Origin of the sequence: Streptomyces sp. NBC_00203 (assembly GCF_045206325.1) — a bacterium.
GTDB classification, from domain to species: Bacteria; Actinomycetota; Actinomycetes; order Streptomycetales; family Streptomycetaceae; genus Streptomyces; species Streptomyces lutosisoli.
This window is the reverse complement of sequence record NZ_CP108126.1, coordinates 10,221,251-10,242,262: the sequence shown is the minus strand read 5'-3', so window position 1 is coordinate 10,242,262 and position 21,012 is coordinate 10,221,251. Positions and strand designations below refer to the sequence as shown.

The following is a 21,012-nucleotide window of genomic DNA, read 5'->3' as shown; positions in this document are numbered from 1 at the left end:
AGGATCCGAGGACCATCTGCCGCCGGGACTGGAAAACGATCTCGGTCGCACAGCGGTCACGGCCGGCCCCGTCCCGTGATCGAGTAGCGGCTCCCGCCGCGCCCGGGCCACGATGGAAGCTGATCGACTCGTCGGGGGCCGCGTGCAGGGAGGCACCCGTGGCGCACACGTACGGAACCGACGTGGTGATCGCGGGCGCGGGCCCGGTGGGTCTCACCGCAGCCGCGGAACTGCGCAGACGCGGGGTGCGCTGCCGCATCGTCGACCGGCTTCCGGTGCGGCTCCCCTTTGCCAAGGCGGTGGGGATCCAGCCGCGCACCCTGGAAATCTGGGACCGCATGGGGCTTGCCCGCACGGCCCTGGACGCGGCCGTGCCGATGCGTGGGCAGTTGACGTACGTCAACGGCGTCGAGCAGCCCCGCGTCGAACTCGTCCTGCCGCCCGAGGTGCCGTACGGCTTCGCGGCGCTGCCGCAGTACGAGACGGAGCGCATCCTCACCGAGTTCCTCGCCCGGTACGGGACCTGGATCGAACGGAGCACGGAACTGGTGTCGTTCAGCCAGGATGCCGAGGGGGTGACGGTCGGGCTGCGGTCGGCCGACGGCACCGAGGAGGAGGTCCGTACCCGCTACCTGGTGGGCTGCGACGGCGCGCACAGTCTCGTCCGCAAGAGGCTCGGTCTGACCTTCGAAGGCAGCGCGTTCCCGGAGGAGTACATGCTCGCCGACGTGCAGGTCGACTGGGACCTGCCGGAGGGCTACGGCGTACGCGCCATGCACCGGGACACCGACGGCGCGGTGGACGACCTGCTGGTGTGCATCCCCCTGCCCGGCCGGGGCCGGTACCGGATGTCGATGCTGGTCCCGCCCGAGCTCTCCACAGAGCGGCAGGCCGGGGCAGCCGGGTCGGCCGACGGTGTCGCGCACGGCATCGAAGGCGGCCAGGCCCCCGCACTCGGCGACATCCAGACCGTCGTGGACCGGATGTCGCCGCGGCCGACGACCGCTTCCGCCATGCGCTGGTCCTCGGTGTTCCGTATCAGCCATCGCATCGTGGACCGTTACGGTGACGGCCGGGTCTTCGTCGCCGGGGACGCGGCGCACATCCACCCGCCGACGGGCGCGCAGGGGATGAACACCGGGATCCAGGACGCCTGGAACCTGGCCTGGAAGCTCGCCCTGGCCATCGAGGGCGCCGCCGGCCCCGGCCTGCTGGCGAGCTACGACGCCGAACGGCGGCCGGTCGGTGAGGAGGTCGTGGGCCGTACGGTCCGGCACGCCGCACAGGGCATCGAGGCCGATCCGACCGACCCCCAGACCTTGCTGCTGCAGCTGGCGCAACTACTCGTTTCCTACCGGGGCAGCCCGATCGTGGACCCGCCCGGCGACAGCCCCGGCCTCCAGCCGGGCGACCGGGCGCCGGACTGCGGCGGCCTCATGGGGACCATCGCCACCTATCCGCTGCGGCTGTACGACCTCCTGCGCGACCAAGGACATGTGCTGCTCCTGTACGGCGACGGTTCCGACGAACTCGCGCGGACCGCCCGGAAGTTCTCGGGAAATCACGTCGACACCTACGTCATACGTCGCCCCGACGCACCCGCCCTGGCGTCCACCGCGCCGGTGTACCGCGACGCTCGCGGTGAGTTCGCCCATCTCTACGACGTGGCGGATCAGCCCACGGCCTTCCTGATCCGACCCGACGGATATATCGGCGCCCGCCTCTCCCCGCCGACCGCGCCCCACCTGGCCACTCACCTCGCGCTCACCTTCGCCGCAGCCGCCGAGGGGTAGGACGCCCCGTCCCTCGCCGGTGCGTCCCACCGAGGTCGGTGAACTGCCGCTCGGATCAGCCCATCAGCTGGGCGGCGAGCGTCGCTCCCAGTTCCCAGCACGCCTCGACATCGGTCCTGCCGGGCTCACCCGTCACCGTCACCGCCTCGGCGTTGCGCCGCCAGCCGAGGCCTGTCGTGATCGACTCGATGCCGCGCACCGCCCCCGTGACGTCGTTCCCGCCGTGCACGTAGTAGCCGAAGGGCCGACCGCGCGTCTCGTCCAGGCAGGGGTAGTAGACCTGGTCGAAGAAGTGCTTGAGGGCGCCTGACATATAGCCGAGGTTCGCCGGTGTGCCGAGGAGATAGCCATCGGCGCCGAGTACGTCCGAGGCGGTGGCCGACAGTGCCGCCCTCCGCACGACCCGGACGTTCTCGATCTCCGGCGCCGTCGCACCGGAGACGACGGCTTCGAACATCGCCTGACAGTTGGGCGAGGGCGTGTGATGCACGATCAGCAAAGTGGGCACACCCCGAACCCTGCCGCCACGCCCCTGCGTACCGCAAGCGGCGCCGGTGTGCGGCGGCTGCCAGGTCAGCCCGCTGTTACGTCGACGTAGTCACCGGCGGCGTTGGTCGCTCCGGTCGTGCCGGTCCCGGCGAAGCTCCAGCGCCAGTAGCCGTCCACGGAGGCGGTCGCGGTGGCCTTGAGAGCGCCTCCGGCACCGCTGGTGACCGTCTTCACCGTGTTGTACGTAGTGGTGCCGGCCTTCCGGAACTGCAGCTTCGCCGACTGCCCCACGTAGCCGCCGTAGGTGAGGTTGTCCCAGTTGGCGCGGCTCAGGGTGCCCTTGATGGTGATGACCTTGCCCGCGGCCACCGGCTCGGGGGAGGCATCGGCGGTCAGCTTGGCGGCACGCTTCATCAGGAAGGTGCCCGCGCTGTCCTTGTTGATGAAGTCGAAGTCGTTGGCGTCCACCGAGGTCCAGACGTGCCAAGTACCGGCGTTGGCGTTGATGAGGGCCGCGTTGGGGTCGATGGTGATGCTGGCCGTGCAGGTGGAGTCGGTGACGCTTCCGGGGACAGGGGTGCAGGTCAGCGGAGTGTCGGAGCCGGGCCCCGCGGAGCCGTCAGGATTGTCGAACGAGCCGTGGTAGAGCCATCCGTAGGCTTCTTTGATCCCCGAGTTGTCCCTGGCGGTGATGCTGAGCGTGATCGTCTTCTTCGTGGTGGCGCCGACCACGACCGACTTGCCCTTGTTGACGAGGACCTGGACGACCTGAGTGTCCCCTTGACCGGCGTCGGCGTCGGCGGTCGTCACGGCCAGGGCGGACAGGGCCAGCGCGCCCGACAGGGTCGCAACGGCAGAACGTATGAACATATGTCCCCGTAGAGAAGAGATGTCCGCCCGAAAACAGGGCAGGAGTCGAAACTGAACGAATAGTAGTGATCCGCCGCTCTCTCAACTGCCGTTTCAGCCACTTGGCAGGAACAGGACGATTGAGCGCGTACGTCGATCACCTGTGTCAGCAACCGACTCGGACAGGTTCTGAGCGCGGACATGCAGGAACCCGTGTACGTAGTACGTGTGCCTCGTAGGTGTACGCCGATCTCGCGGTTGCTCTCGATCGGCCTCAGCGATCGGCGCTCGCGCCGGCACCGACACCCGTTGCCGCCATCCGTTGCCGCTGCTGGAGAGCCGTAAGGCAGAACTGCGCGAGCCCGGCGTCGGTGTCCAGGATGATGCGCTCCATCTCCGGCCACGGCGGGTGGAAGCTCTTGCCCCACTCGATGGTGAAGGCGAAGATCTTGCCCTTCTGTGGGTCGACGAGGTGGCGGGAGTACGCGTAGTCGTCGCTGGTTCCACTGGTCGGATACAGGTGGAAGGCGGACATCGGGGTGTAGGCACGGCCGCGTACGCCCCGCAGTCCCGCGCAGAACTGCTCGGCGAGCACGGCGGCGGCATCGGCGTCGCCCGGCGGGATGAACTCCGCATAGGCCGGGTCGCCGGCCACTCCACGCGTACCGTCGAAGACGGGGTTGAGGAAGTTCTTGGCCTGGTCGAGGGACTGGTTCTCGTCGTCGCCCCAGACGAAGAGCATGTCCTCGGAGTAGCTGTGCACGTCGACGAACCAGCGGGTCCGCGGGAACTCGTCCAGCAGCCAGCGGACGTTACGGGTCTCGGGCTCCGAGAAGGGGCTGGGGCCCTGGTACACCTCGACATCGCCCGGGTCCCCCGAGACCCGGGGCCCGGCGGTCGGGTCGAAGGCGGTGGCGAAGTCGAAGAGGAAGTCGAAGTTGCGGTTGATGTCGACGCCGATGCAGGCGGGATCGCCGCCGGAGTTGGCAGGGTTGCGGTTCTTTCGCCACATCGGGTCGACCCTCTGGCTGTAGTGCCGGCCGTCCGGGTTGACGAGCGGGAAGACGACGAGATCCAGGTCGTCCAGGAGGCTCCGCACCTGGTCGGAGGTGAAGCTCGTACCGCCGTAGACGAGGCCCGTACCGCCGCTGTAGGCCTCCAGCAGGTCGGCGGCGAGGTGGATGAGGACCTCGCAGCTGCCCCATTCGCGGGCGTGCACACCACCGATCAGTACGACGCAGTCGTTGGTACCGGCGGGGCCCGTGCCGATCCGCAGGGCATGGCCGCTGCGGCCTTCGAACGAGGCGTTGGGCAGGTCGATGATGTCGCATGCGGACGGGAACGCGGTGGCCAGGCTGGTCACGGCGGACTCGACCTCGGTGGTGTTCAAGTACGTCATGGTGTCTCTCCTAGGCGTCCTTCACCTTGAGGGCCAGTCCGCGCGGAACCGCGTCCTGAGGGGCGAACCGGTCTCCCTCGCCGACCTCGGCCTGGCGGGCGCGTCCGGTGGCTGCGGCGTCCTCGATCGTGGTGACCGACACGCCCTCGCGTTCGAGGGCGGCGGCCTGCTCGGGGGAGACGTAGGCCTCGATGCTGAAGCTGCCGTCGTCGCCCTCACGGGCGCGGCCCCCGACGTCGGGACGGGCCTCGCGCAGGAGAGTGCGCAGGGTTTCGGCATCCTTGGCTGTGACGCGGACACGGAGAATCTCGTAACGAGTGGTGGACATGGCGGCCTTCTTCCGGGCGCCGTGGGCTCACATCAGCGACGCCGGCGACGCCGATACTGACGTATAGATATGTCCGATGTGTACCTCGTATCCTCAGGGTGCGCTTCCGCCGTAGAACGAGTCAAGGGGCGCCTCGGGCATCCGGCTCAGCAGGCTGTCGAGGCCTGCGATCAGTTCTTGCTCGTCGTCGTACTCGGCCAGTCGCGGGACGAGTGCGCGCAGGCGCGGGTACTCGGCGGCGGGCAGCCGGTGCAGGCCCAGGCGCAGCATGAGGTCCGGCTCCTCGGGGTTGTCGACCACCTGGCGCTTGTCCACCAGGAGACAGCCGAGGTTCCACGCCACGAAGGCGCGGTAGATCGACAGCACGGTGGCGTCGTCGAAGCCGGCCCGGCTCAGCACGGCGAGGATGTGTTCCGTGAGCTGGAGCAGCGGTGCCGGGCGCCGGGCCACCGGCAGGCTGAGCGGGCGGGTGGCCACCACGGGCAGGATCTCGGGGTGGGCGTGCACCACGAAGGCGAAGGCACGTGCGATCCGGCGCAGTTCGGCGCGCCAGAGCAGACCGGCGGATTCGGCGTCCCGGTCGGAGCGGATCTCCCCGGCCGAGGTGCGCAGCCGTTCGTTCACCTCGGCGAAGAAGGCCTCGACCAGGCCGTCGACCAGTGCCTCCTTGCCGGCGGTGTACCGGTAGATGGCCATCGGCTCCACGCCGAGGTCGGTGGCCAGCCGCCGCATGGTCAGCGCCGCGAGCCCGTCCCTGTCGACCAGGGCGACGGCCGCGGCGAGCACCAGCGGGCGGCTCAGGCGCCCCCGTTTCTCCGGGCTGCCCCGCTCAACCATGTCCGTACTCCCACGTAGGGATACAAAGTAAATTTCATCGATAATTGTACTAAATATCCCGTCTCCGCTCGCCGGGTGTCCACTGACGCGCGGCTGAGGGTGCCGCCGTGCAGGGGCTTGTCGCTGCCCTCGTTACCTGCTCTTCTGTACGCCGGATGATCCGAAAGAGGATGGGAGCGGCGTGGAACCGGTGGCTGGGCGGGTGGCGATACGCGGTACCGCTGAGGAGATTGCCGCGCTGTTGCGCGGGGGCGCCGACATGGAGCGTCGGGTACCCGGGGCCGAGTGGAGCGTCGGCGAGGCGGCGGCGCATCTGGCGCTGGCCAACGAGCTGATGGCCGACATCGCGGCGGGACACGCACGCAGCTACGGGGACGGGACGCCGCAGAGCCTCGCCGCCGCCAATGAACAGGCGCTCGCCGAGTTCGCCGAGCGTGGGGCTGAACCGTTGGCGGCGATGATCGTGGCGCAGGCCGACGCTTGTCTGAAGGCGTTGGAGGAAGGTGTCGAGAAGGAAGGTGCCGCGGAGGAAGATGTTTTCTCTCCGCTGGGCCCGATGAGCCTGGATGTGCTGGGCTCGTACCTGCTCACGCACATGCTGGGCCACGGTTACGATCTCGCCCGCGCCCTGGGGCGTGCCCACATGATCGACCGTGCCCGGGTGAAGCTGACCCTGCCGTTCCTGATCACGGTCATGCCACGGGTGACCAACACCGCCCGCACGGCCGGGCTGACCGCCTGCTACTCGGTCCGCCTGTGGGGCGGTGGCCAATTCGGTGTGACGGTCAGCGATGGCGCGGTGTCTGTCGACGCACGGCCGCCGGCCCGGCCGGACTGCACCATCCTCATCGAGCCGGTCACCTTCCTCCTGATGGCACTCGGCCGGTGCGACCAGTGGAGCGCCATCGCCCGGGGCCGGATCCTCGTCTGGGGGCGCAAGCCCTGGCTCGCTCCCCGCTTCCCGGCTCTCTTCACGGCGCCCTGAGCGCCCTGAGCGCCCTTGCTAGCCGAGCATGCGGTCGAGGTTGAAGGCCGCGCTGATCAGGGCGAGATGGGTGAATGCCTGGGGGAAGTTTCCGTGCTGTTCGCCGGTGTGGCCGATCTCTTCCGCGTACAGGCCGAGGTGGTTGGCGTAGGTGAGCATCTTCTCGAACGCGAGGCGGGCTTCGTCGAGTCGGCCCGCGCGGGTCAGTGCCTCGACGTACCAGAAGGAGCAGATCGAGAAGGTGCCTTCTTCGCCTTGGAGGCCGTCGGGGCTGGCTTGCGGGTCGTAGCGGTAGACCAGCGAGTCGGACACCAGGTCCTCTCCCAGCGCGTCCAGTGTGGCGAGCCATTTCGGGTCGGTCGGGGAGATGAACTTCGCCAGCGGCATCATCAGCAGTGCTGCGTCGAGGATGTCGCTGTCCTCGTACTGGACGAAGGTGTGCCGCTCGTCGGACCAGCCGTGCCGCATGATCCGCCGGTAGATGGTGTCCCGGGTTTTCCCCCAGTGCACCATGTCGGCTGGGAGGCCGCGGTGTTGGGCCAGCCGCATCGCGCGTTCGATCGCCACCCAGCACATCAGCCGTGAGTAGAGGAACGGCTTTCGTCCTCCGCGGGTCTCCCAGACTCCCTCGTCGGGCTGGTCCCAGTGGTCGCAGACCCAGTCGACGAGCTCGCTGATGTTGTCCCAGTGCGCGCTGGAGATGGGTTTGCCCCACTTGTCGTACAGGTAGAGGGAGTCGACGAGTGCCCCGTAGATGTCCAACTGCAGCTGGCCGACGGCGGCGTTGCCGACGCGTACGGGTGCCGAGCACCGATAGCCCTCCAGGTGGGGCAGTTCGCGTTCGGGCAGGTCACGGCTTCCGTCGATGCCGTACATGATCTGCAGGGGGCCGCTGGGTTGGGGCGTCCCGGTGGTCGCTGTGAGCCGGACGTGCTCGGACAGGAAGCCCATGAAGGCTTCCGCCTCGTCGGTGAACCCGAGTCTGAGCATCGCGTACACGCAGAACGCGGCGTCGCGGATCCACACGTAGCGGTAGTCCCAGTTGCGCTCGCCGCCGATCTGTTCGGGCAGGCTGGTGGTGGGTGCGGCGATGATGGCGCCGGTCGGCGCGTAGGTGAGCAGCTTCAGGGTGAGGGCGGAGCGGTGCACCATCTCCCGCCAGCGGCCGCGGTAACGCGACTGGGACAGCCACCGCCGCCAGTAGCGGACGGTCGCGTTGAACTCCCTTTCGGCCTCGGCCACCGCGCAGAAGCGGGGGGCCACATCGCCGCCGACCCGGTCGATGGTGAAGACGGCGGACTCGCCCTCGTGCAGCTTGAACAGCGACCATACGTCCTGGCCCGCGACCTCGATGGGCACGGTGGACGTCAGCGCGAGCCTGAGCGAGGACGACTCGAAGACCGCCTGGCCGGCTTGTACGTGCACGGTGTGCGGGACGGTCCCGTACTCGAAGCGGGGGGCTACGCGCGCGCGGAAGGGCAGCGTTCCGCGGACGCACACCACGCGGCGGATCAGGCGGTGCCGGTCGGCCTCGCGTGAGTCGTCGACGACCGGCATGAAGTCCTGGATCTCGCCGACTCCGTCGTCCGCGAAGAAGCGGGTGATCAGCACATTGGTGTCGGGGAAGTAGAACTGCTTCGTGCGCGCGGGGACGTCGGCGGCGAGTTCGAAGGATCCGCCTCGGTCGGCGTCGAGGATCGAGGCGAAGATGCTGGGTGCGTCGAAGCGTGGACAGCAGTACCAGTCGATGGTGCCGTTCGTACCGACCAGGGCCGCGCTGCGCAGATCGCCGATCAGGCCGTGCTCGGCGATGGGCAGATAGCGGAGTGCGCCGGCGCCCCAGGGCTCGCCAGGACTGCGGCGCACCCCGTCCCTCGCTCCGGCCTCAGGAGTCATGTCAGCCACGTCGGCCTCCTTGGGCTGTCGCCCGAGCCGCCCCCTGTTCCACCACTCGACGTTACTCCGTACGAGTGGTGCATCCCCCGACACGGCCGTAGCGTCAATACAGTGACCATCGGGCGGGCGATCGGGCGGCGTCGCAACGGCACGGAGCAGACATGCGCAGACACACAGCAAGAACGACGGTGGGACTCTGCGCGGCTGCGTCGCTCGCCGCGGTCATGGGAACGGCCTCCGCCGCCCCTCCCGGCGCGCAGGCCGTGAAACAGCAGCCCGCCGCCTCCGTGCTCGTCGACTGCTTCTGGCATCCGGACGTACGCCCCACCGACTTCATCCTCGCCTGCGGTGACGGCAACAGCCGCCTCGTCTCGCTGCACTGGTCGCAGTGGCTGCCGGACGCGGCGACGGCCGAGGGCGTCAACGTCGTGAACGACTGCGAGCCCTACTGCGCGGCGGGCAGATTCCACCCGTACCCGGTCACCGTGCGGCTCGACCACCCGCAGCCCTGGAAGAAGCACCCGGAACTGCAGCACTACACCCGGATGACCCTGGTCTACACCGACGCCAGGCCTGACGGATACGAGCAAGTGGTCAGCTATCCCCTGTGGAACTGACCCGCCGAGGGTCGTCGCGGCGCCTTGTGCCCGTGTCCAGCAGGAGCAGTCGCCCGGAGAACAGGCGCAAAATGGGGTATGTGGGTATCCGGCGCGTGTCAGTGGACCGCCTCGTGGAGGAGCCGCCGGGCCGCGGTCTGGTGGCGATCCCGCTCGCGCTGATCGTCGTGATCACTGTGGTGGACATCCGCTCCCCCAGCGACATCCATCTGGGCCCGTTGCTGGTCATCGCGCCCGCGCTCACCGCTTCTCTCGCCGGGGCGGCGCTGACCGCTCTGGTCGGGGTACTGGCCGTGACCGCCCAGGTGGTCATCGCGGCGCTCCACGGTGGCCTGGCCACGGCCAACCACATCGCGCAGGTCATCGCCCTGACGGTGCTCTCCGCACTGGTGGTGTTCGTCTGCCATGTACGGGAGCGGCGCGCTCGGGAGCTGAGCCGGGCCCGATCGGTGGCCGAGACGGCGCAGCGGGTTCTGCTGCGGCCTCCACCCCGCCGGATCGGTCCGCTGCGCGTGGCCTGGCTGTATCTGGCCGCCGAGCACGAGACCCACATCGGGGGCGACCTGTTCGCGATCGCCCGCGCCGCCCACTCCTCGACCCGGGTGATCATCGGCGATGTCCGGGGCAAGGGCCTGGCCTCCATCGGCGAGGCGTCGGTGGTGCTGGGCGCGTTCCGTGAGGGCTCCCATCGGTACGCCACCCTGCCGGCGCTCACGGCTGCCCTCGAAGTGAGCGTGTGCCGGGACCTGGACGAGGTGGCCGATACCGAGCACGATCCCGGCGAACACTTCATCACCGCGCTCGTACTCGACATCCCCGACCAGGGCCCGCAGGCCGAGATGATCAACTGCGGTCATCCTCCACCCCTGCTGCTGCACGATCACGAGGTCACGGTCCTGCAAGCGCGGCGCCCCGTACCCCCGTTGGGCATGTGCGAGCTGCCCGCCTCCAGCCACCACCCCGACCCGTTCACCTTCGAAACCGGCGACATCCTGCTGCTCTACACCGACGGCGTCATCGAAGCCCGCTCACCCACCGGCGCCTTCTACCCACTGGCCGAGCGCGTCGCCTCCTTCCCCTCCTCCCATCCCGACACCCTGCTCCGCCACATCCACGACGACCTGCTCGCCCACGTCGGCGGCCAACCCGCCGACGACGCCGCGATCCTGGTCATCGAACGCACCACCTCCCACCACCTCCACCGACCGCACTTCACCCACCCCGTCGACGCCCACCACCGGCTGCGCCCCAGCGGATCGTCCTCACCCGTGGAACACTGACCGGCGCTCAGGGGGTCGGGATGCCGCCCGGCCGGGCCGGACGGCCGAGCCGCACCGGGACACCCGGCGAGTACAGGACGCTCACCGGCTCGCCGAGGGGCACCGGCACTCCGGCCGCCGCGAGGACGTTCTCCTCGCACGCGACCAGCCGCGCACGGTGCAGCGGCCAGCGCGGATGCTCGTTCGGCAGATACCCGGTGTCGCCGAAGAAGGTGTTGTGCATGCCCCACCGGGCGGTCAGGAAGTGCTCCAGCTCGGTGGGCTCCACCACCGGTTCGCCCCGCCGCACGACGATCCGGCTGTACGCGCCGCGCGGCCCGGGCCAACGCCGTGAGCTGGTGTAGGTGACGACGTCGTCGTCGGCACGGACGGCCATACGGGACCACAGGTACGGAAGCCGGAAGGCGGTCCGTCCCATGAGTACGGGTACGAGCCGGGCCGCGTCCATCGACCGGAACACCACGCCGCGCCGACCGTGCGCGTCCACCGAGTACAGGCGTACGTTCGTCTCCGGGAAGGTCCCCAGATACGGCACTCCCGGCGAGCGGAGCCAGCCGACCCGGTGCATCCGGAAGGCGACCAGGCCGACATAGGTGACCCCGTCGAGCACGTCCGGGACCGTCCCGTCCGGCAGGAGCCCCGCGACGCTGTCCGGGTCGACAGCCCAGTGGATGAAGGTGAGATCGAGCCACTGCTGGGTCAGCAATGGCCGCTTCAGCACCGTGGGCGCGTCCGGGGTGACAGGCTCGGGTATCCGCGGTGTGGTCGGCACCGCGTCAGCATCCCAGACCGGCGCCCGCCGTCCTCCGTCCGGGGCGCGAGCCTCAGGGAGTCCCGGTCGGTACCTGTGGCGAGCCCGGAACGGCTCCGTGTCAGCCGAACCGCTCCGCCCGTGTTGCCCTCCGGTGCGCGCTGTGACGTAATCGGAGGACCCGTAGGGTGGATCTGGCGGTGCAGGTGCCGCGCCAGAAGGAGCGGCTGGTATGGACGGGTATACGACCGGGGACGCCGAAGGGGTCGCCGCGGCTCCGGGAGGGCTGCTCGACCTGTTGCAGGTCGCGGCCGTGGTGCTCGACGGCGACGGACGCATCGTGTTGTGGAGTCCGGAGGCCGAACAGCTGCTCGGATTTCGGGCGGAGGAGGCCCTGGACCACAGGGCCGACGACCTGCTGGTGTCGCCCGACAACCGTCAGCAGGCACACGACCTGTTCGCGCAGGTGCGGTCGGGAGCCCGATGGGCGGGGGTCTTCCCCCTCCAGCACAAGGACGGCACGGAACGCCCGGTGGAGTTTCGCACCATGCGGCTGCGCGCCCGGGACGGGCGGGCCCATCTGCTGGGCCTGGCGGCGGACGCCACGACCGTACGCCGGGTGGAGCGGGATCTGGCCCTGTCCCACAGCCTGTTCCGTCAGACACCGCTGGGCATCGCGGTCTTCGACAACGATCTGCGGTGGGTGAGCGTCAATCCGGCGCTGGAGCGGATCAACGGTCTGCCCGAGGAGGCGGTCCTGGGGCGCCGTGTCGGGGAAGTGCTGCCGCATCTGGACGTGGAGGCCATCGAGTCGCGCATGCGCCTCGTCCTGGCCAGCGGCAAACCCCTGCTGGACCAGCAGACCGTCGGCCGGACGGCGACCGACAGCGAGGAGCATGCGTTCTCGGAGTCGTACCACCGCATCGAGGACGCCGAGGGCCGGGTGCTCGGGCTGGCGATGGCCGTCATCGACGTCTCCGAGCGGCAGCACGCGGCGGCCGAGGTCTCCGAGGCGCGTGAGCGCCTGTCCGTGATCGCGGACGCCGGTGTGCGGATCGGCACCACGCTGGATCTTCAGCAGACCGCGCGGGAACTGGCCGACGTGGCGGTACCGCAGCTGGCGGACCTGGCGGCCGTCGACGTACTGGAGGCGGTGGTCGCCCACGGCACCACCGCCGCGATCACCGGTGAGGCCCATGCCGAGTTCAGGGCGCTGGCCGTGGCGGCCGGTTACCTGACGGACGCCATTCACGCCGCGGACCCGGTCGGCGAACTGGCCACCTACAGCTCGACGCGGATCATCACCCAGTGTGTCCGGGAAGCCAGGCCGATCCTCGTCGAACAGGTGGACTCGGCCATGATGCGGCGCATCGCCCGGGACTCCCACGCGGCGCAGACCCTGCGGCTGGCAGGCGTCCACTCCTACCTGGCCGTCCCGCTGATGGCCCGGGGCGAAGTGCTCGGCACGCTCAGTCTCTACCGCACCATCAACTCCCGCTCGTTCGACGAGCAGGACCGCATCCTCGCCTCGGAACTCGCCGCACGCGCGGCGATCTGCGTCGACAACGCCCGCCTCTACGGACGCGAACGCTCCGCGGCCCTGACCCTCCAGCGCAGCCTGTTGCCCCCTGCCCCCGTGGACCACGAAGGCCTCGACATCGCCGCCCGATACCTGCCGGCCCTGAGCGAGGTCGGCGGGGACTGGTACGACGTGCTGCCCCTGAGCCGGGGACGCACCGGTCTGATCGTGGGCGACGTGATGGGCAAGGGCGTCCAAGCCGCCGCGATCATGGGGCAGTTGAGCACCGCCACCCGTGCTCTGGCGCGTCTCGATCCGCCCCCTGCCGAGCTGTTGGGCCACCTCGACGACATCGCGGGGTCGCTCGGTGACACGATCGCCACGTGCGTCTACGCGGTGTGTGACCCTCGCCGCGGCACCTGCGAGCTGTCCAGCGCCGGCCACCTCCCGCCCGTCATGATCCGCCCCGACGGCCGTGCGGACCTCCTCGACATCCCCGGCGGTGTGCCCCTCGGTGTCGGCGGCGTGGACTTCGGGACCATGGAGCAGGAGCTCCCCGCGGGTTCCCTGCTCGCCCTGTACACGGACGGGCTGGTCGAGAGCCGTACCGAGCCCATCGACACGGGGCTGGAGACCATGATGCGGCTGCTGCAGAGCACGCACTACTCCCTGGAGAGGACCAGCGACATGCTGCTCAGCGCGCTGCGCCCCGAGCCCGACGACGACGTCGCCCTCCTGCTGGTACGCACGCGTACCTGAGCGGCCACCGGGGCCGGTGGGCCGAACGGACCTACTTCTCGCCCGCGACGCCCGGCGGGGCGGCCCCCAGCCCTGGTGGCATGTTGTACGGCGTCACCACCTGGATCGCCGACGGGAGGAACGGCCCTTCGTCCGGCAGGGCCTTGTGGGCGCGCATGATGGTCTGGCAGGCGCGGCGCATGTCCTGCCGCAGGTCGTGGTGGAGCACCGCGGACAGCCGGCCCTCCCCCAGCAGCCGGGTGTTGTCGTGGTCCAGGTCGTGTGCGACGAAGGCCAGGACCTCCCGGCCCAGCGCGTCGAAGGCGTCGATGGTCGCGGTGTTGCCCCCGCCGATGGAGTAGACGGCGTTGATCTCGGGATCGCGCTCGAGGGCTTCCAGGACGAGGTCGCGCTGGGTGGCGTCGAGTCCGTCGCTGTCGGTGACCTCGACCAGAGGGCGCGCGGGCCGAGCAGTGCGCATGGCACCGCGGAAACCCATTTCGCGTTCCTCCTCTCCGCGGAAGGAGCCCCGGCTGATGGTGACGAGCACATGACCGGGCCTCTCGCCGAGCCACTGCCGGATCAGGTATGCCGCCGTGGCTCCGGCGGCCCGGTTGTCGATGCCGACGTACGCCGCACGCGGGCTGCTGGGCAGGTCGGTGACGAGGGTGACGACCGGGATGCCGGCCGCCGTCAGCCGTCCGACCGCGGCAGTGACCTCGGGGACGTCGGGAGCCTTGAGGATCACTCCCTGCGAGCCCCGTTTGGCGATCTTGTCCAGGTCCTTCACCAGCTCCGGCACCGGGGCCGTCTCGCGGAAATGGAAACGTGAGCGCACGACCGCCGGGTGCAGGGACGGCAGTTCGGCCTCCAGCGCGTCGCGCACCGCGGACGAGAACCGCCGCGGTGTCTGCATGACGATGTCGATCATGAAGGTACGGCCGCCGATGCGCACCTGGGCGCGCTGCCGGTCCAGGTCCTTGATCGCCTGGTGCACTTCCAGGACGGTGCTCTCGCGCACACCGCCGCGGCTGTTGAGGACCCGGTCGACCGTCGCCTCGCTCAAGCCGGCCTGACGGGCGATCTCCCGGATCGTATAGGGGTGTCCCATGGCTGTTCCGATGACTTTCCGGTGACTGTTCCCGAAGATCAGTGAAGATCAATGATGGCTTTTTGATGGATCGCTGCGGATTGAATGACGGGGCCCGGTTCATAAGACTGGCAGAAGGACAGGCACTTCGAAAGGACCCACCATGGCCCTCACAGCCCGCGGACCGCGGACTTGGCTGACGGAGGAGGACTGCCCTCTCGACGAGCTCCGCTCCCTGGTCGAGCAGGACACCGAGTCCCGCGAATATCCGTTCGCCGAGACGGTCGAACAGGGCGTTCTCGTCTACGACAGTGATCGGCTCCGGGCGGTGGCCGACCGCCGGGCGGTGCGGGCCGAGTTCGTGCACGCCCTCCTGGACGGGCCGGGCATCGTGGTCCTCAAGCGCGCTTTCCCGGACCTCGACGTCGTGGACCGGGCCACCGCCGCCTTCAACGCGCTCATCGAGGAAGAACGGGTCACCGGAGCCGCCCGGGGCGACCATTTCGCCAAGCCGGGAGCCAACGACCGGGTGTGGAACGCGCTGGACAAGACCGCCCGCCGCGCCCCGGAGGTCTTCGCCGACTACTACGCCAACGACATGCTGGCTCTCGTCTCGGAGGCCTGGCTGGGCCCCGGCTACCAGGTCACCTCACAGATCAACGTGGTCAACCCCGGGGGTGCGGCGCAGAGCGTGCACCGGGACTACCACCTCGGGTTCCTGACCCAGGAACAGGCGGCCGCGTATCCGGCGCACGTGCACCGGCTCTCGCCCGTACTCACTCTGCAGGGTGCGGTGGCGCACTGCGACATGCCCGTCGAGTCCGGCCCCACGCTGTATCTGCCGCACTCCCAGAAGTACGAGCCGGGCTATCTCGCCTGGCGGCGCCCGGAATTCGTCGACTACTTCGAGAAGCACCACATCCAGCTCCCCCTGGACAAGGGCGACGCGGTCTTCTTCAACCCCGCGCTCTTCCATGCGGCCGGCCACAACCGCTCGGCCGGCATCAAGCGCATGGCGAACCTCCTGCAGATCTCCTCCGCCTTCGGCCGCGCCATGGAGACGGTCGACCGGGACGCGATGGTCAACGCGCTCTTCCCGGTGCTCCTGCGTCGCAGGGCCGAGGGCGTCGACGAGGAATGGCTGCGCCGGGTGATCGCCGCGAGCGCCGAGGGCTACCCCTTCCCGACCGACCTGGACCTCGATCCGCCCGTCGACGGTCTGGCCCCGCCCTCCCAGGCCGACACGGTGTGGCGGGCGGTGGCAGAGGAGTGGAGCCCGGAGCGGCTGCGCCAGGAACTGCGGGACGGCGCCCAGCGCCGCCGGCGCTGACAGGGACGGCATCCCCATCATGAGACCACTGCTTGAGGACAAGGCCGTCCTCGTCAACGGCGGCAGCCAGGGCGTCGGCGCGGGCATCGTACGGGCGGCCGTACGAGAAGGAGCGCGCGTCGCCTTCACCGGGCGCCGCACCGACGTGGGCGAGCGGCTCGCGGCGGACACCGGCGCGCTGTTCGTACGAGCCGATCTCAGCGATCCGGCGCAGGCGCGGGGCAGCGTGGAGCAGGCCGTGGCCGCCCTTGGGCGGGTCGACTGCCTGGTCAACGCGGCCGGGCTGACCTCGCGCGGCTCGCTCCTGGACACCACTCCGGAGCTGTTCGACGCGCACATCGCCATCAACCTGAGGGCCCCGTTCTTCGCGATGCAGGCGGCCGTGCGGCATCTGCTGGACCGTCAGGCGCCGGGCACCGTCGTCAACATCATCACCTCCTCCGCGCACGGCGGGCAGCCGTTCCTCGCCCCGTACGTCGCCGCCAAGGCCGGACTGGTGGGGCTGACCCGAAACGCCGCGCACGCGCACCGCTGGGACCGGATCCGGATCAACGGCCTCAACATCGGCTGGACGGACACCGAGGGCGAGGAAGCGACTCAACGCGAGTTCCACGGCGCGGGCGACGACTGGCGGGAGAAGGCCGCGCGGAGCGTCCCCATGGGCAAGCTCGGCCAGGTCGACGAGATCGCCGACTTCGTGGTCTTCCTGCTCTCCGACCGCAGTGGTGTGGTCACCGGCTCGGTCATCGACTGGGACCAGAACGTCTTCGGTGGACTCGACTGATGCCCCCGACCAGGCCTTAAGGAGCAACTTCTCATGCGTATAGGCATCTTGGGACTCGGCCGCATCGGCGCCTTCCACGCCGCGACTCTTGCCGGGCTGGAGGCGGTGGACTCCCTGGTGGTCACGGACCCCGTGCCCGCGGCGACCGCGTCCGCCGTGGAACGCTTCGGGGCCACCGCGGTCGAATCCCCCGAGGCGGTGCTCGCCGCCGGCGTCGACGGCGTCGTGGTCGCGGCCGCCACCGACGCGCACCCCGCGCTGGTCCTCGCCGCCGTGAGGGCGGGCATCCCGGTGTTCTGCGAGAAGCCGGTGGCCCGGACCGTCGAGGAGAGCCTCGACGTTCTGCGCGCGGTCGAGGGCAGCGGTGTCGAGGTGCACATCGGGTACAACCGGCGCTTCGACGCGGGCTGCGTGGCCGCCCGCGAGGCGGTGCTGAGCGGCGAGCTCGGCAAGCTGCACACCGTACGGTCCACCACACTCGACCCGGCGCCGCCGCCCGCCGCCTATGTGGCCGTCTCCGGCGGCATCTTCCGCGACTGCGCCGTGCACGACTTCGACATCGTCCGCTGGGTCACCGGCCGCGAGGTCACCGAGGTCTACGCGACCGGGGGCAACCGGGGTGCCGAGTACATCGCGGCCGCGGGCGACGTCGACACCGCGTCCGCGATCCTCACCCTCGACGACGGCACCCTCGCCGTGGTGTCCAACTCCCGGCACAACGCCCGCGGTTACGACGTACGCCTGGAGCTGCACGGCATGAAGGACAGCATCGCCGTCGGCCTGGAGGACCGGCTGCCGCTGCGCTCCGTCGAACCCGGCGCCGTCTTCCCCGCCGGCAGGCCCCACCACTTCTTCATGGACCGCTTCGCGGACGCCTACCGCGCCGAACTCGCCGCCTTCACCGAGGTCGTCGCGGGCCGCGCCACCTCGCCGTGCACGGTCGCCGACGCCGTCGAGGCGAGCTGGATCGCCGAGGCCTGCGCGCTGTCCCTGGCCGAGCACCGTCACGTACGGCTGGAAGAGGTACGCGCGATATGACCCCCTTGCGTATCGGCGTCCTGGGCGCGGCCCGCATCGCCGAACTGTCGATCGTGGGCCCCGCCCGTGCGGGCGGCCACCGTCTCGTCGCGGTGGCCGCCCGCGACCGGGCCCGAGCGGAGGCGTTCGCCGCCGCGCACGGCGTCGAGCGGGTGGCCGGTTCCTACGCCGAACTGATCGCCGACCCCGAGGTGGAGGTCGTCTACAACCCGCTCGCCAACGGCCTGCACGGGCCGTGGAACCTGGCCGCCCTCGCGGCGGGCAAGCACGTACTGACCGAGAAACCGTCCGCGAGCAATGCGCGGGAGGCGGCCGAGGTACGCGCCGCCGCCGAGTCGGGCACGGTCTTCATGGAGGGCTTCCACCACCTCTTCCACCCCGTCACCCTGCGTCTGCACGAACTCCTGGACTCCAGGGAACTCGGTGAACTGCGGCACGTGGAAACGATGGTGGCCATGCCCGCCCCGCAGGACGACGACGTGCGCTGGCAACTTCCGCTGGCGGGCGGGGCGTTGATGGATCTGGGCTGCTACAGCCTGCATGCCCAGCGCGCCCTCGCCCCCTGGGCCGGCGGTACGCCTCGACTGGTCGCGGCACGCGGCGGCGAGCGGAAGGGCGCGCCGGGCATCGACGAGTGGCTGGACGCCGACCTGGAGTTCCCGGACGGTGCCACCGGTTCCGCGCGCTGCCACATGGCGCACGACACATGGCGGATGAGCTGCCGGGTGGTCGGCACCCGGGGTGAGGCCACGGCGGTCAACTTCGTGCAGCCGCACCTGGACGACCGTGTCCTGGTCCGCACCGCCGCGGGCGAACGCGTCGAGGAGCTGGGCCGTCGCTCCTCGTACACATATCAACTCGACGCGTTCGCCGCCCACCTGCGCAACGGCGCGCCACTGCCGCTCGACGCCGAGGACGCACTGGCGACCATGCGTCTCATCGACGCGTGTTATGTCGCCGCCGGATTCGCTCCCCGGCCGCGGACGGACATCTGAGCCACTGCGGGTGAAACGCGGGCCGCTCGATCGGCTCGACCTCGAACTCGACATCGACATCGACATCGACCTGGACCTCAACCGAGTGCCTTCGGTCTGGATCAAGCGGTGGAATGATGTCGTCGCCGGGCAGGCTTGCGTTTCTCCGAAGGATGGTGGGTGGGTGGGTGTGATGGCCGGCTGGGAGTGGGACGACACTCTGTTCTCGGGCGCGGCCTCCTACTACCGGCGCGGGAGGCTTCCGTACACCCCCGGGCTGGCGGACGTACTCGCCGAGGTGCTGCGGCTCGACGGCCAGGGGCGGCTTCTCGATGTGGGATGCGGACCGGGCATCCTTGGGCTGAGTCTGGCGCACCTGTTCGGTGAGGTCGTCGGTGTGGACCCGGACAGCGGGATGATCGATGAAGCCCGGCGCGGGGCCGCCGAGGCGGGCGTGACCGGAAAAGCGCGGTGGGTGCGACTCCGGGCCGAGGAACTGCCCGCGGCCCTCGGGACGTTCGACGTGGCGGTTTTCGCTCAGTCCTTTCACTGGATGGATCGCGACCTGGTGGCGGGAAGCGTCAGGGACATGCTCCGGCCCGGCGGGGCGCTGGTGCACATCTCGGATCTGAAGACGGAGAACCTGACCGTCGACGATCTCCCGCATCCGGCGGTGCCCTATGCAGCGATCGACGAGTTGGTCAGGCGATACCTGGGACCGGTCCGGCGAGCCGGTCGCGGGGTGCTGCCACAGGGAACACCCGGCGGTGAGGCCGCGGTGTTCACCCGAGCGGGATTCTCCGGCCCTCAGCGCCATGTCGTTCCTGGCGGGCAGGCACTCGAACGCACCTGGGACGACACCGTCGCCTGGGCGTTCTCGATGTCCTCCTCGGCTCCGCACCTGTTCGGCGCCCGCCGGGGCGACTTCGAGGCAGACCTGCGCCGCCTGTTGCGGGAGGCCTCCCCGTCGGGCCGGTTCTCCGAACGCCAGCCGAGCACTGAGGTCTTCGTCTGGCGAAAGAACCCCGCCGCCACGGCGGGATAGCGGAGCCGCCTCGGCCAGAATGTCCTCATGACGATGATCTCTGCCGGCGCCGAGCAACTCGCGGCCTCGATCGATGCCCGCGCCCGTGAGGGGTTCACCCTGGTCGCCCTTGACGGGATGGGAGGCTCCGGCAAATCGACCCTGGCGGCTGCCCTTGCCGAGTTGCGCGGTGCCGTGGTCGTGCACGGCGACGACTTCTACCGTCCCATGGACGCGGAGGAACGCGCCCGGCTGAGCCCTGCCCAGGGCTACGACCGCTACTTCGACTGGCAGCGGCTGCGCGAGGAGGTGCTGGCCCCTCTCGCCGACGGTCGCGATGCCGCTTACCGGCGCTACGACTGGGAGACCGGGGCCCTGGCGCCGGACGAGATCCACGCCGTCTCCCGTTCCGGCATCGTCGTCGTCGAGGGCGTGTACACCGCCCGGCCCGAACTCGCCGACTACTACGGCCTGGTGGTCTACGTCGACACGCCACCCGAGGAATCCATGCGTCGGCTCCGCGAACGCGGCCACGACCACGGCCCGATCGACTGGGAGTCCCGCTGGCGCCTGGCCGAAGAGCACTACCTGGCCACGACCCGCCCCCGGGAACGCGCGCACTTGGTGGTTCCCGGGCACTGAACCGCCTTGTCCTCACACGGAACCGGCGTGTCAGTGGTGCGCTGTACGTTGCCGTCATGGGCATTTACGTAGTCAGTGTCGACGCTGAGGACTGGTTCGGTGAAGGCGAGGACGGATGGGGAGATGTCGCCTCGGCGCTGAACGTCGAGTTGGGACGGCGTGGTCTGCCGCCGTATGACTCCGTACCTGAAGAGACAGAGTTCGTCCGAGGTTCCGGACAGGCCTTCGAGGAGAAGCTGATCCCCTCCATGGACGGGTTCGGCGCGCTGTGCCGTGCGCGCCTTTCCCAGGAGGAGACGGAGCTGGTGTGTGGCTGGACGGTCATGGTGCCGCCGTCCCTGGACGAGGAGATCTGGTTGCCGATCGAGTCTTCCTATACGGAGTCGACCATGGTGGCGGGTGCGCCTCAAGTGCTGGCCATCGCGGAGAAGTTGGCGGCTGCCACAGACCTGCCGGCCGAGGTCCCGATGATGTGCGACAACCTCGATCTGACCATGTGGTTCATGGACGGGGCGGCGAAGGAACTGGCCGCGGTCCGGCCGGGGGCGTGGAGCGACGACCTGGACACCGCCTTCTATGTCGCCCTGTACCTGCGCGCCGCGCAGCACTCCATACGACGCGGCTGCCCCATCGTCTACACCTAATACTC

The 21,012-nt window shown here is 69.8% G+C and carries 20 protein-coding genes; 12 read left to right on the top strand and 8 right to left on the bottom strand.

Going from position 1 to position 21,012, the window contains the following annotated elements; translation table 11 throughout:
• Positions 1 to 158 precede the first annotated feature (158 nt).
• A complete protein-coding gene (locus tag OG975_RS45405; RefSeq protein WP_406335602.1) occupies positions 159 to 1,793 on the top strand; it encodes an FAD-dependent monooxygenase in 1,635 nt (544 codons plus the stop codon).
• Between the two features lie 55 nt (positions 1,794 to 1,848).
• On the opposite strand, the gene OG975_RS45400 is transcribed toward OG975_RS45405, so the two are convergent.
• The 5 genes from OG975_RS45400 to OG975_RS45380 all read right to left on the bottom strand — a co-directional run bounded on the left by OG975_RS45400 (position 1,849) and on the right by OG975_RS45380 (position 5,695).
• Positions 1,849 to 2,301 carry a flavodoxin family protein gene (locus OG975_RS45400; protein ID WP_406335600.1) on the bottom strand — a complete coding sequence of 151 codons (453 nt, stop codon included), beginning with the start codon at positions 2,299 to 2,301 and terminating at the stop codon, positions 1,849 to 1,851.
• A 65-nt stretch (positions 2,302 to 2,366) separates the two neighbouring features.
• Positions 2,367 to 3,152: a calcium-binding protein gene (locus OG975_RS45395; protein WP_406335599.1), complete on the bottom strand. Its 786-nt coding sequence runs from the start codon at positions 3,150 to 3,152 to the stop codon at positions 2,367 to 2,369.
• A gap of 253 nt (positions 3,153 to 3,405) precedes the next feature.
• A complete protein-coding gene (locus tag OG975_RS45390) occupies positions 3,406 to 4,530 on the bottom strand; it encodes a M14 family metallopeptidase (RefSeq protein ID WP_406335597.1) in 1,125 nt (374 codons plus the stop codon).
• A 10-nt stretch (positions 4,531 to 4,540) separates the two neighbouring features.
• Positions 4,541 to 4,858, bottom strand: a complete 318-nt coding sequence (locus OG975_RS45385; protein ID WP_406335596.1) for a hypothetical protein — start codon at positions 4,856 to 4,858, stop codon at positions 4,541 to 4,543.
• 93 nt (positions 4,859 to 4,951) lie between these two features.
• On the bottom strand, positions 4,952 to 5,695 hold the full coding sequence (locus OG975_RS45380; RefSeq protein WP_406335595.1) for a TetR/AcrR family transcriptional regulator: 744 nt from the start codon (positions 5,693 to 5,695) through the stop codon (positions 4,952 to 4,954).
• A 190-nt stretch (positions 5,696 to 5,885) separates the two neighbouring features.
• Here OG975_RS45380 and OG975_RS45375 point away from each other — a divergent pair, with 190 nt between their 5' ends.
• Entirely contained in the window at positions 5,886 to 6,680 is a 795-nt protein-coding gene (locus OG975_RS45375; RefSeq protein WP_406336746.1) for a maleylpyruvate isomerase family mycothiol-dependent enzyme, read from the top strand.
• Between the two features lie 18 nt (positions 6,681 to 6,698).
• On the opposite strand, the gene OG975_RS45370 is transcribed toward OG975_RS45375, so the two are convergent.
• Positions 6,699 to 8,576, bottom strand: a complete 1,878-nt coding sequence (locus tag OG975_RS45370; RefSeq protein ID WP_406336745.1) for a glycoside hydrolase family 15 protein — start codon at positions 8,574 to 8,576, stop codon at positions 6,699 to 6,701.
• Positions 8,577 to 8,737: 161 nt separating this feature from the next.
• On the opposite strand from OG975_RS45370, the gene OG975_RS45365 reads away from it, so the two are divergent.
• Positions 8,738 to 9,193, top strand: coding sequence for a hypothetical protein (locus tag OG975_RS45365; protein ID WP_406335594.1), 456 nt, complete (start codon positions 8,738 to 8,740; stop codon positions 9,191 to 9,193).
• Positions 9,194 to 9,264: 71 nt separating this feature from the next.
• Complete coding sequence (locus tag OG975_RS45360) at positions 9,265 to 10,473, top strand: PP2C family protein-serine/threonine phosphatase (RefSeq protein WP_406335592.1); 1,209 nt, start codon at positions 9,265 to 9,267, stop codon at positions 10,471 to 10,473.
• Positions 10,474 to 10,480: 7 nt separating this feature from the next.
• On the opposite strand, the gene OG975_RS45355 is transcribed toward OG975_RS45360, so the two are convergent.
• Positions 10,481 to 11,245, bottom strand: coding sequence for a YqjF family protein (locus OG975_RS45355; protein ID WP_406335590.1), 765 nt, complete (start codon positions 11,243 to 11,245; stop codon positions 10,481 to 10,483).
• 211 nt (positions 11,246 to 11,456) lie between these two features.
• Between OG975_RS45355 and OG975_RS45350 the strand changes: the two genes are divergently transcribed.
• Positions 11,457 to 13,502, top strand: a complete 2,046-nt coding sequence (locus OG975_RS45350; protein ID WP_406335589.1) for a SpoIIE family protein phosphatase — start codon at positions 11,457 to 11,459, stop codon at positions 13,500 to 13,502.
• A 31-nt stretch (positions 13,503 to 13,533) separates the two neighbouring features.
• On the opposite strand, the gene OG975_RS45345 is transcribed toward OG975_RS45350, so the two are convergent.
• Positions 13,534 to 14,592, bottom strand: coding sequence for a LacI family DNA-binding transcriptional regulator (locus OG975_RS45345; protein WP_406335587.1), 1,059 nt, complete (start codon positions 14,590 to 14,592; stop codon positions 13,534 to 13,536).
• A 142-nt stretch (positions 14,593 to 14,734) separates the two neighbouring features.
• Here OG975_RS45345 and OG975_RS45340 point away from each other — a divergent pair, with 142 nt between their 5' ends.
• The 7 genes from OG975_RS45340 (at position 14,735) to OG975_RS45310 (ending at position 21,007) form a co-directional block, all read left to right on the top strand.
• Positions 14,735 to 15,901: a phytanoyl-CoA dioxygenase family protein gene (locus tag OG975_RS45340; protein WP_406335586.1), complete on the top strand. Its 1,167-nt coding sequence runs from the start codon at positions 14,735 to 14,737 to the stop codon at positions 15,899 to 15,901.
• A 19-nt stretch (positions 15,902 to 15,920) separates the two neighbouring features.
• On the top strand, positions 15,921 to 16,685 hold the full coding sequence (locus OG975_RS45335) for an SDR family oxidoreductase (protein ID WP_406335585.1): 765 nt from the start codon (positions 15,921 to 15,923) through the stop codon (positions 16,683 to 16,685).
• A gap of 33 nt (positions 16,686 to 16,718) precedes the next feature.
• The gene (locus OG975_RS45330) at positions 16,719 to 17,723 is read left to right on the top strand and encodes a Gfo/Idh/MocA family oxidoreductase (RefSeq protein ID WP_406335584.1); all 1,005 of its coding nucleotides are present in this window, start codon (positions 16,719 to 16,721) and stop codon (positions 17,721 to 17,723) included.
• A complete protein-coding gene (locus OG975_RS45325) occupies positions 17,720 to 18,718 on the top strand; it encodes a Gfo/Idh/MocA family protein (RefSeq protein ID WP_406335583.1) in 999 nt (332 codons plus the stop codon). The genes OG975_RS45330 and OG975_RS45325 overlap by 4 nt, the downstream gene beginning before the upstream one ends.
• Positions 18,719 to 18,890: 172 nt before the next feature.
• Positions 18,891 to 19,742 (top strand): class I SAM-dependent methyltransferase, encoded by an 852-nt coding sequence (locus tag OG975_RS45320; RefSeq protein ID WP_406336744.1) that lies wholly within the window; start codon positions 18,891 to 18,893, stop codon positions 19,740 to 19,742.
• 27 nt (positions 19,743 to 19,769) lie between these two features.
• Complete coding sequence (locus OG975_RS45315) at positions 19,770 to 20,363, top strand: uridine kinase (RefSeq protein ID WP_406335582.1); 594 nt, start codon at positions 19,770 to 19,772, stop codon at positions 20,361 to 20,363.
• 56 nt (positions 20,364 to 20,419) lie between these two features.
• Positions 20,420 to 21,007, top strand: a complete 588-nt coding sequence (locus tag OG975_RS45310) for a hypothetical protein (RefSeq protein ID WP_406335581.1) — start codon at positions 20,420 to 20,422, stop codon at positions 21,005 to 21,007.
• Positions 21,008 to 21,012: the final 5 nt, after the last annotated feature.

Bases quoted from the DNA above. Each gene is read 5' to 3' on its own strand.
- OG975_RS45395 (WP_406335599.1), bottom strand. From the start codon at position 3,152: ATGTTCATACGTTCTGCCGTTGCGACCCTGTCGGGCGCGCTGGCCCTG.
- OG975_RS45390 (WP_406335597.1), bottom strand. From the start codon at position 4,530: ATGACGTACTTGAACACCACCGAGGTCGAGTCCGCCGTGACCAGCCTG.
- OG975_RS45385 (WP_406335596.1), bottom strand. From the start codon at position 4,858: ATGTCCACCACTCGTTACGAGATTCTCCGTGTCCGCGTCACAGCCAAG.
- OG975_RS45380 (WP_406335595.1), bottom strand. From the start codon at position 5,695: ATGGTTGAGCGGGGCAGCCCGGAGAAACGGGGGCGCCTGAGCCGCCCG.
- OG975_RS45370 (WP_406336745.1), bottom strand. From the start codon at position 8,576: ATGACTCCTGAGGCCGGAGCGAGGGACGGGGTGCGCCGCAGTCCTGGC.
- OG975_RS45365 (WP_406335594.1), top strand. From the start codon at position 8,738: ATGCGCAGACACACAGCAAGAACGACGGTGGGACTCTGCGCGGCTGCG.
- OG975_RS45360 (WP_406335592.1), top strand. From the start codon at position 9,265: ATGGGGTATGTGGGTATCCGGCGCGTGTCAGTGGACCGCCTCGTGGAG.
- OG975_RS45350 (WP_406335589.1), top strand. From the start codon at position 11,457: ATGGACGGGTATACGACCGGGGACGCCGAAGGGGTCGCCGCGGCTCCG.
- OG975_RS45345 (WP_406335587.1), bottom strand. From the start codon at position 14,592: ATGGGACACCCCTATACGATCCGGGAGATCGCCCGTCAGGCCGGCTTG.
- OG975_RS45340 (WP_406335586.1), top strand. From the start codon at position 14,735: ATGGCCCTCACAGCCCGCGGACCGCGGACTTGGCTGACGGAGGAGGAC.
- OG975_RS45335 (WP_406335585.1), top strand. From the start codon at position 15,921: ATGAGACCACTGCTTGAGGACAAGGCCGTCCTCGTCAACGGCGGCAGC.
- OG975_RS45330 (WP_406335584.1), top strand. From the start codon at position 16,719: ATGCGTATAGGCATCTTGGGACTCGGCCGCATCGGCGCCTTCCACGCC.
- OG975_RS45325 (WP_406335583.1), top strand. From the start codon at position 17,720: ATGACCCCCTTGCGTATCGGCGTCCTGGGCGCGGCCCGCATCGCCGAA.
- OG975_RS45320 (WP_406336744.1), top strand. From the start codon at position 18,891: ATGGCCGGCTGGGAGTGGGACGACACTCTGTTCTCGGGCGCGGCCTCC.
- OG975_RS45315 (WP_406335582.1), top strand. From the start codon at position 19,770: ATGACGATGATCTCTGCCGGCGCCGAGCAACTCGCGGCCTCGATCGAT.
- OG975_RS45310 (WP_406335581.1), top strand. From the start codon at position 20,420: ATGGGCATTTACGTAGTCAGTGTCGACGCTGAGGACTGGTTCGGTGAA.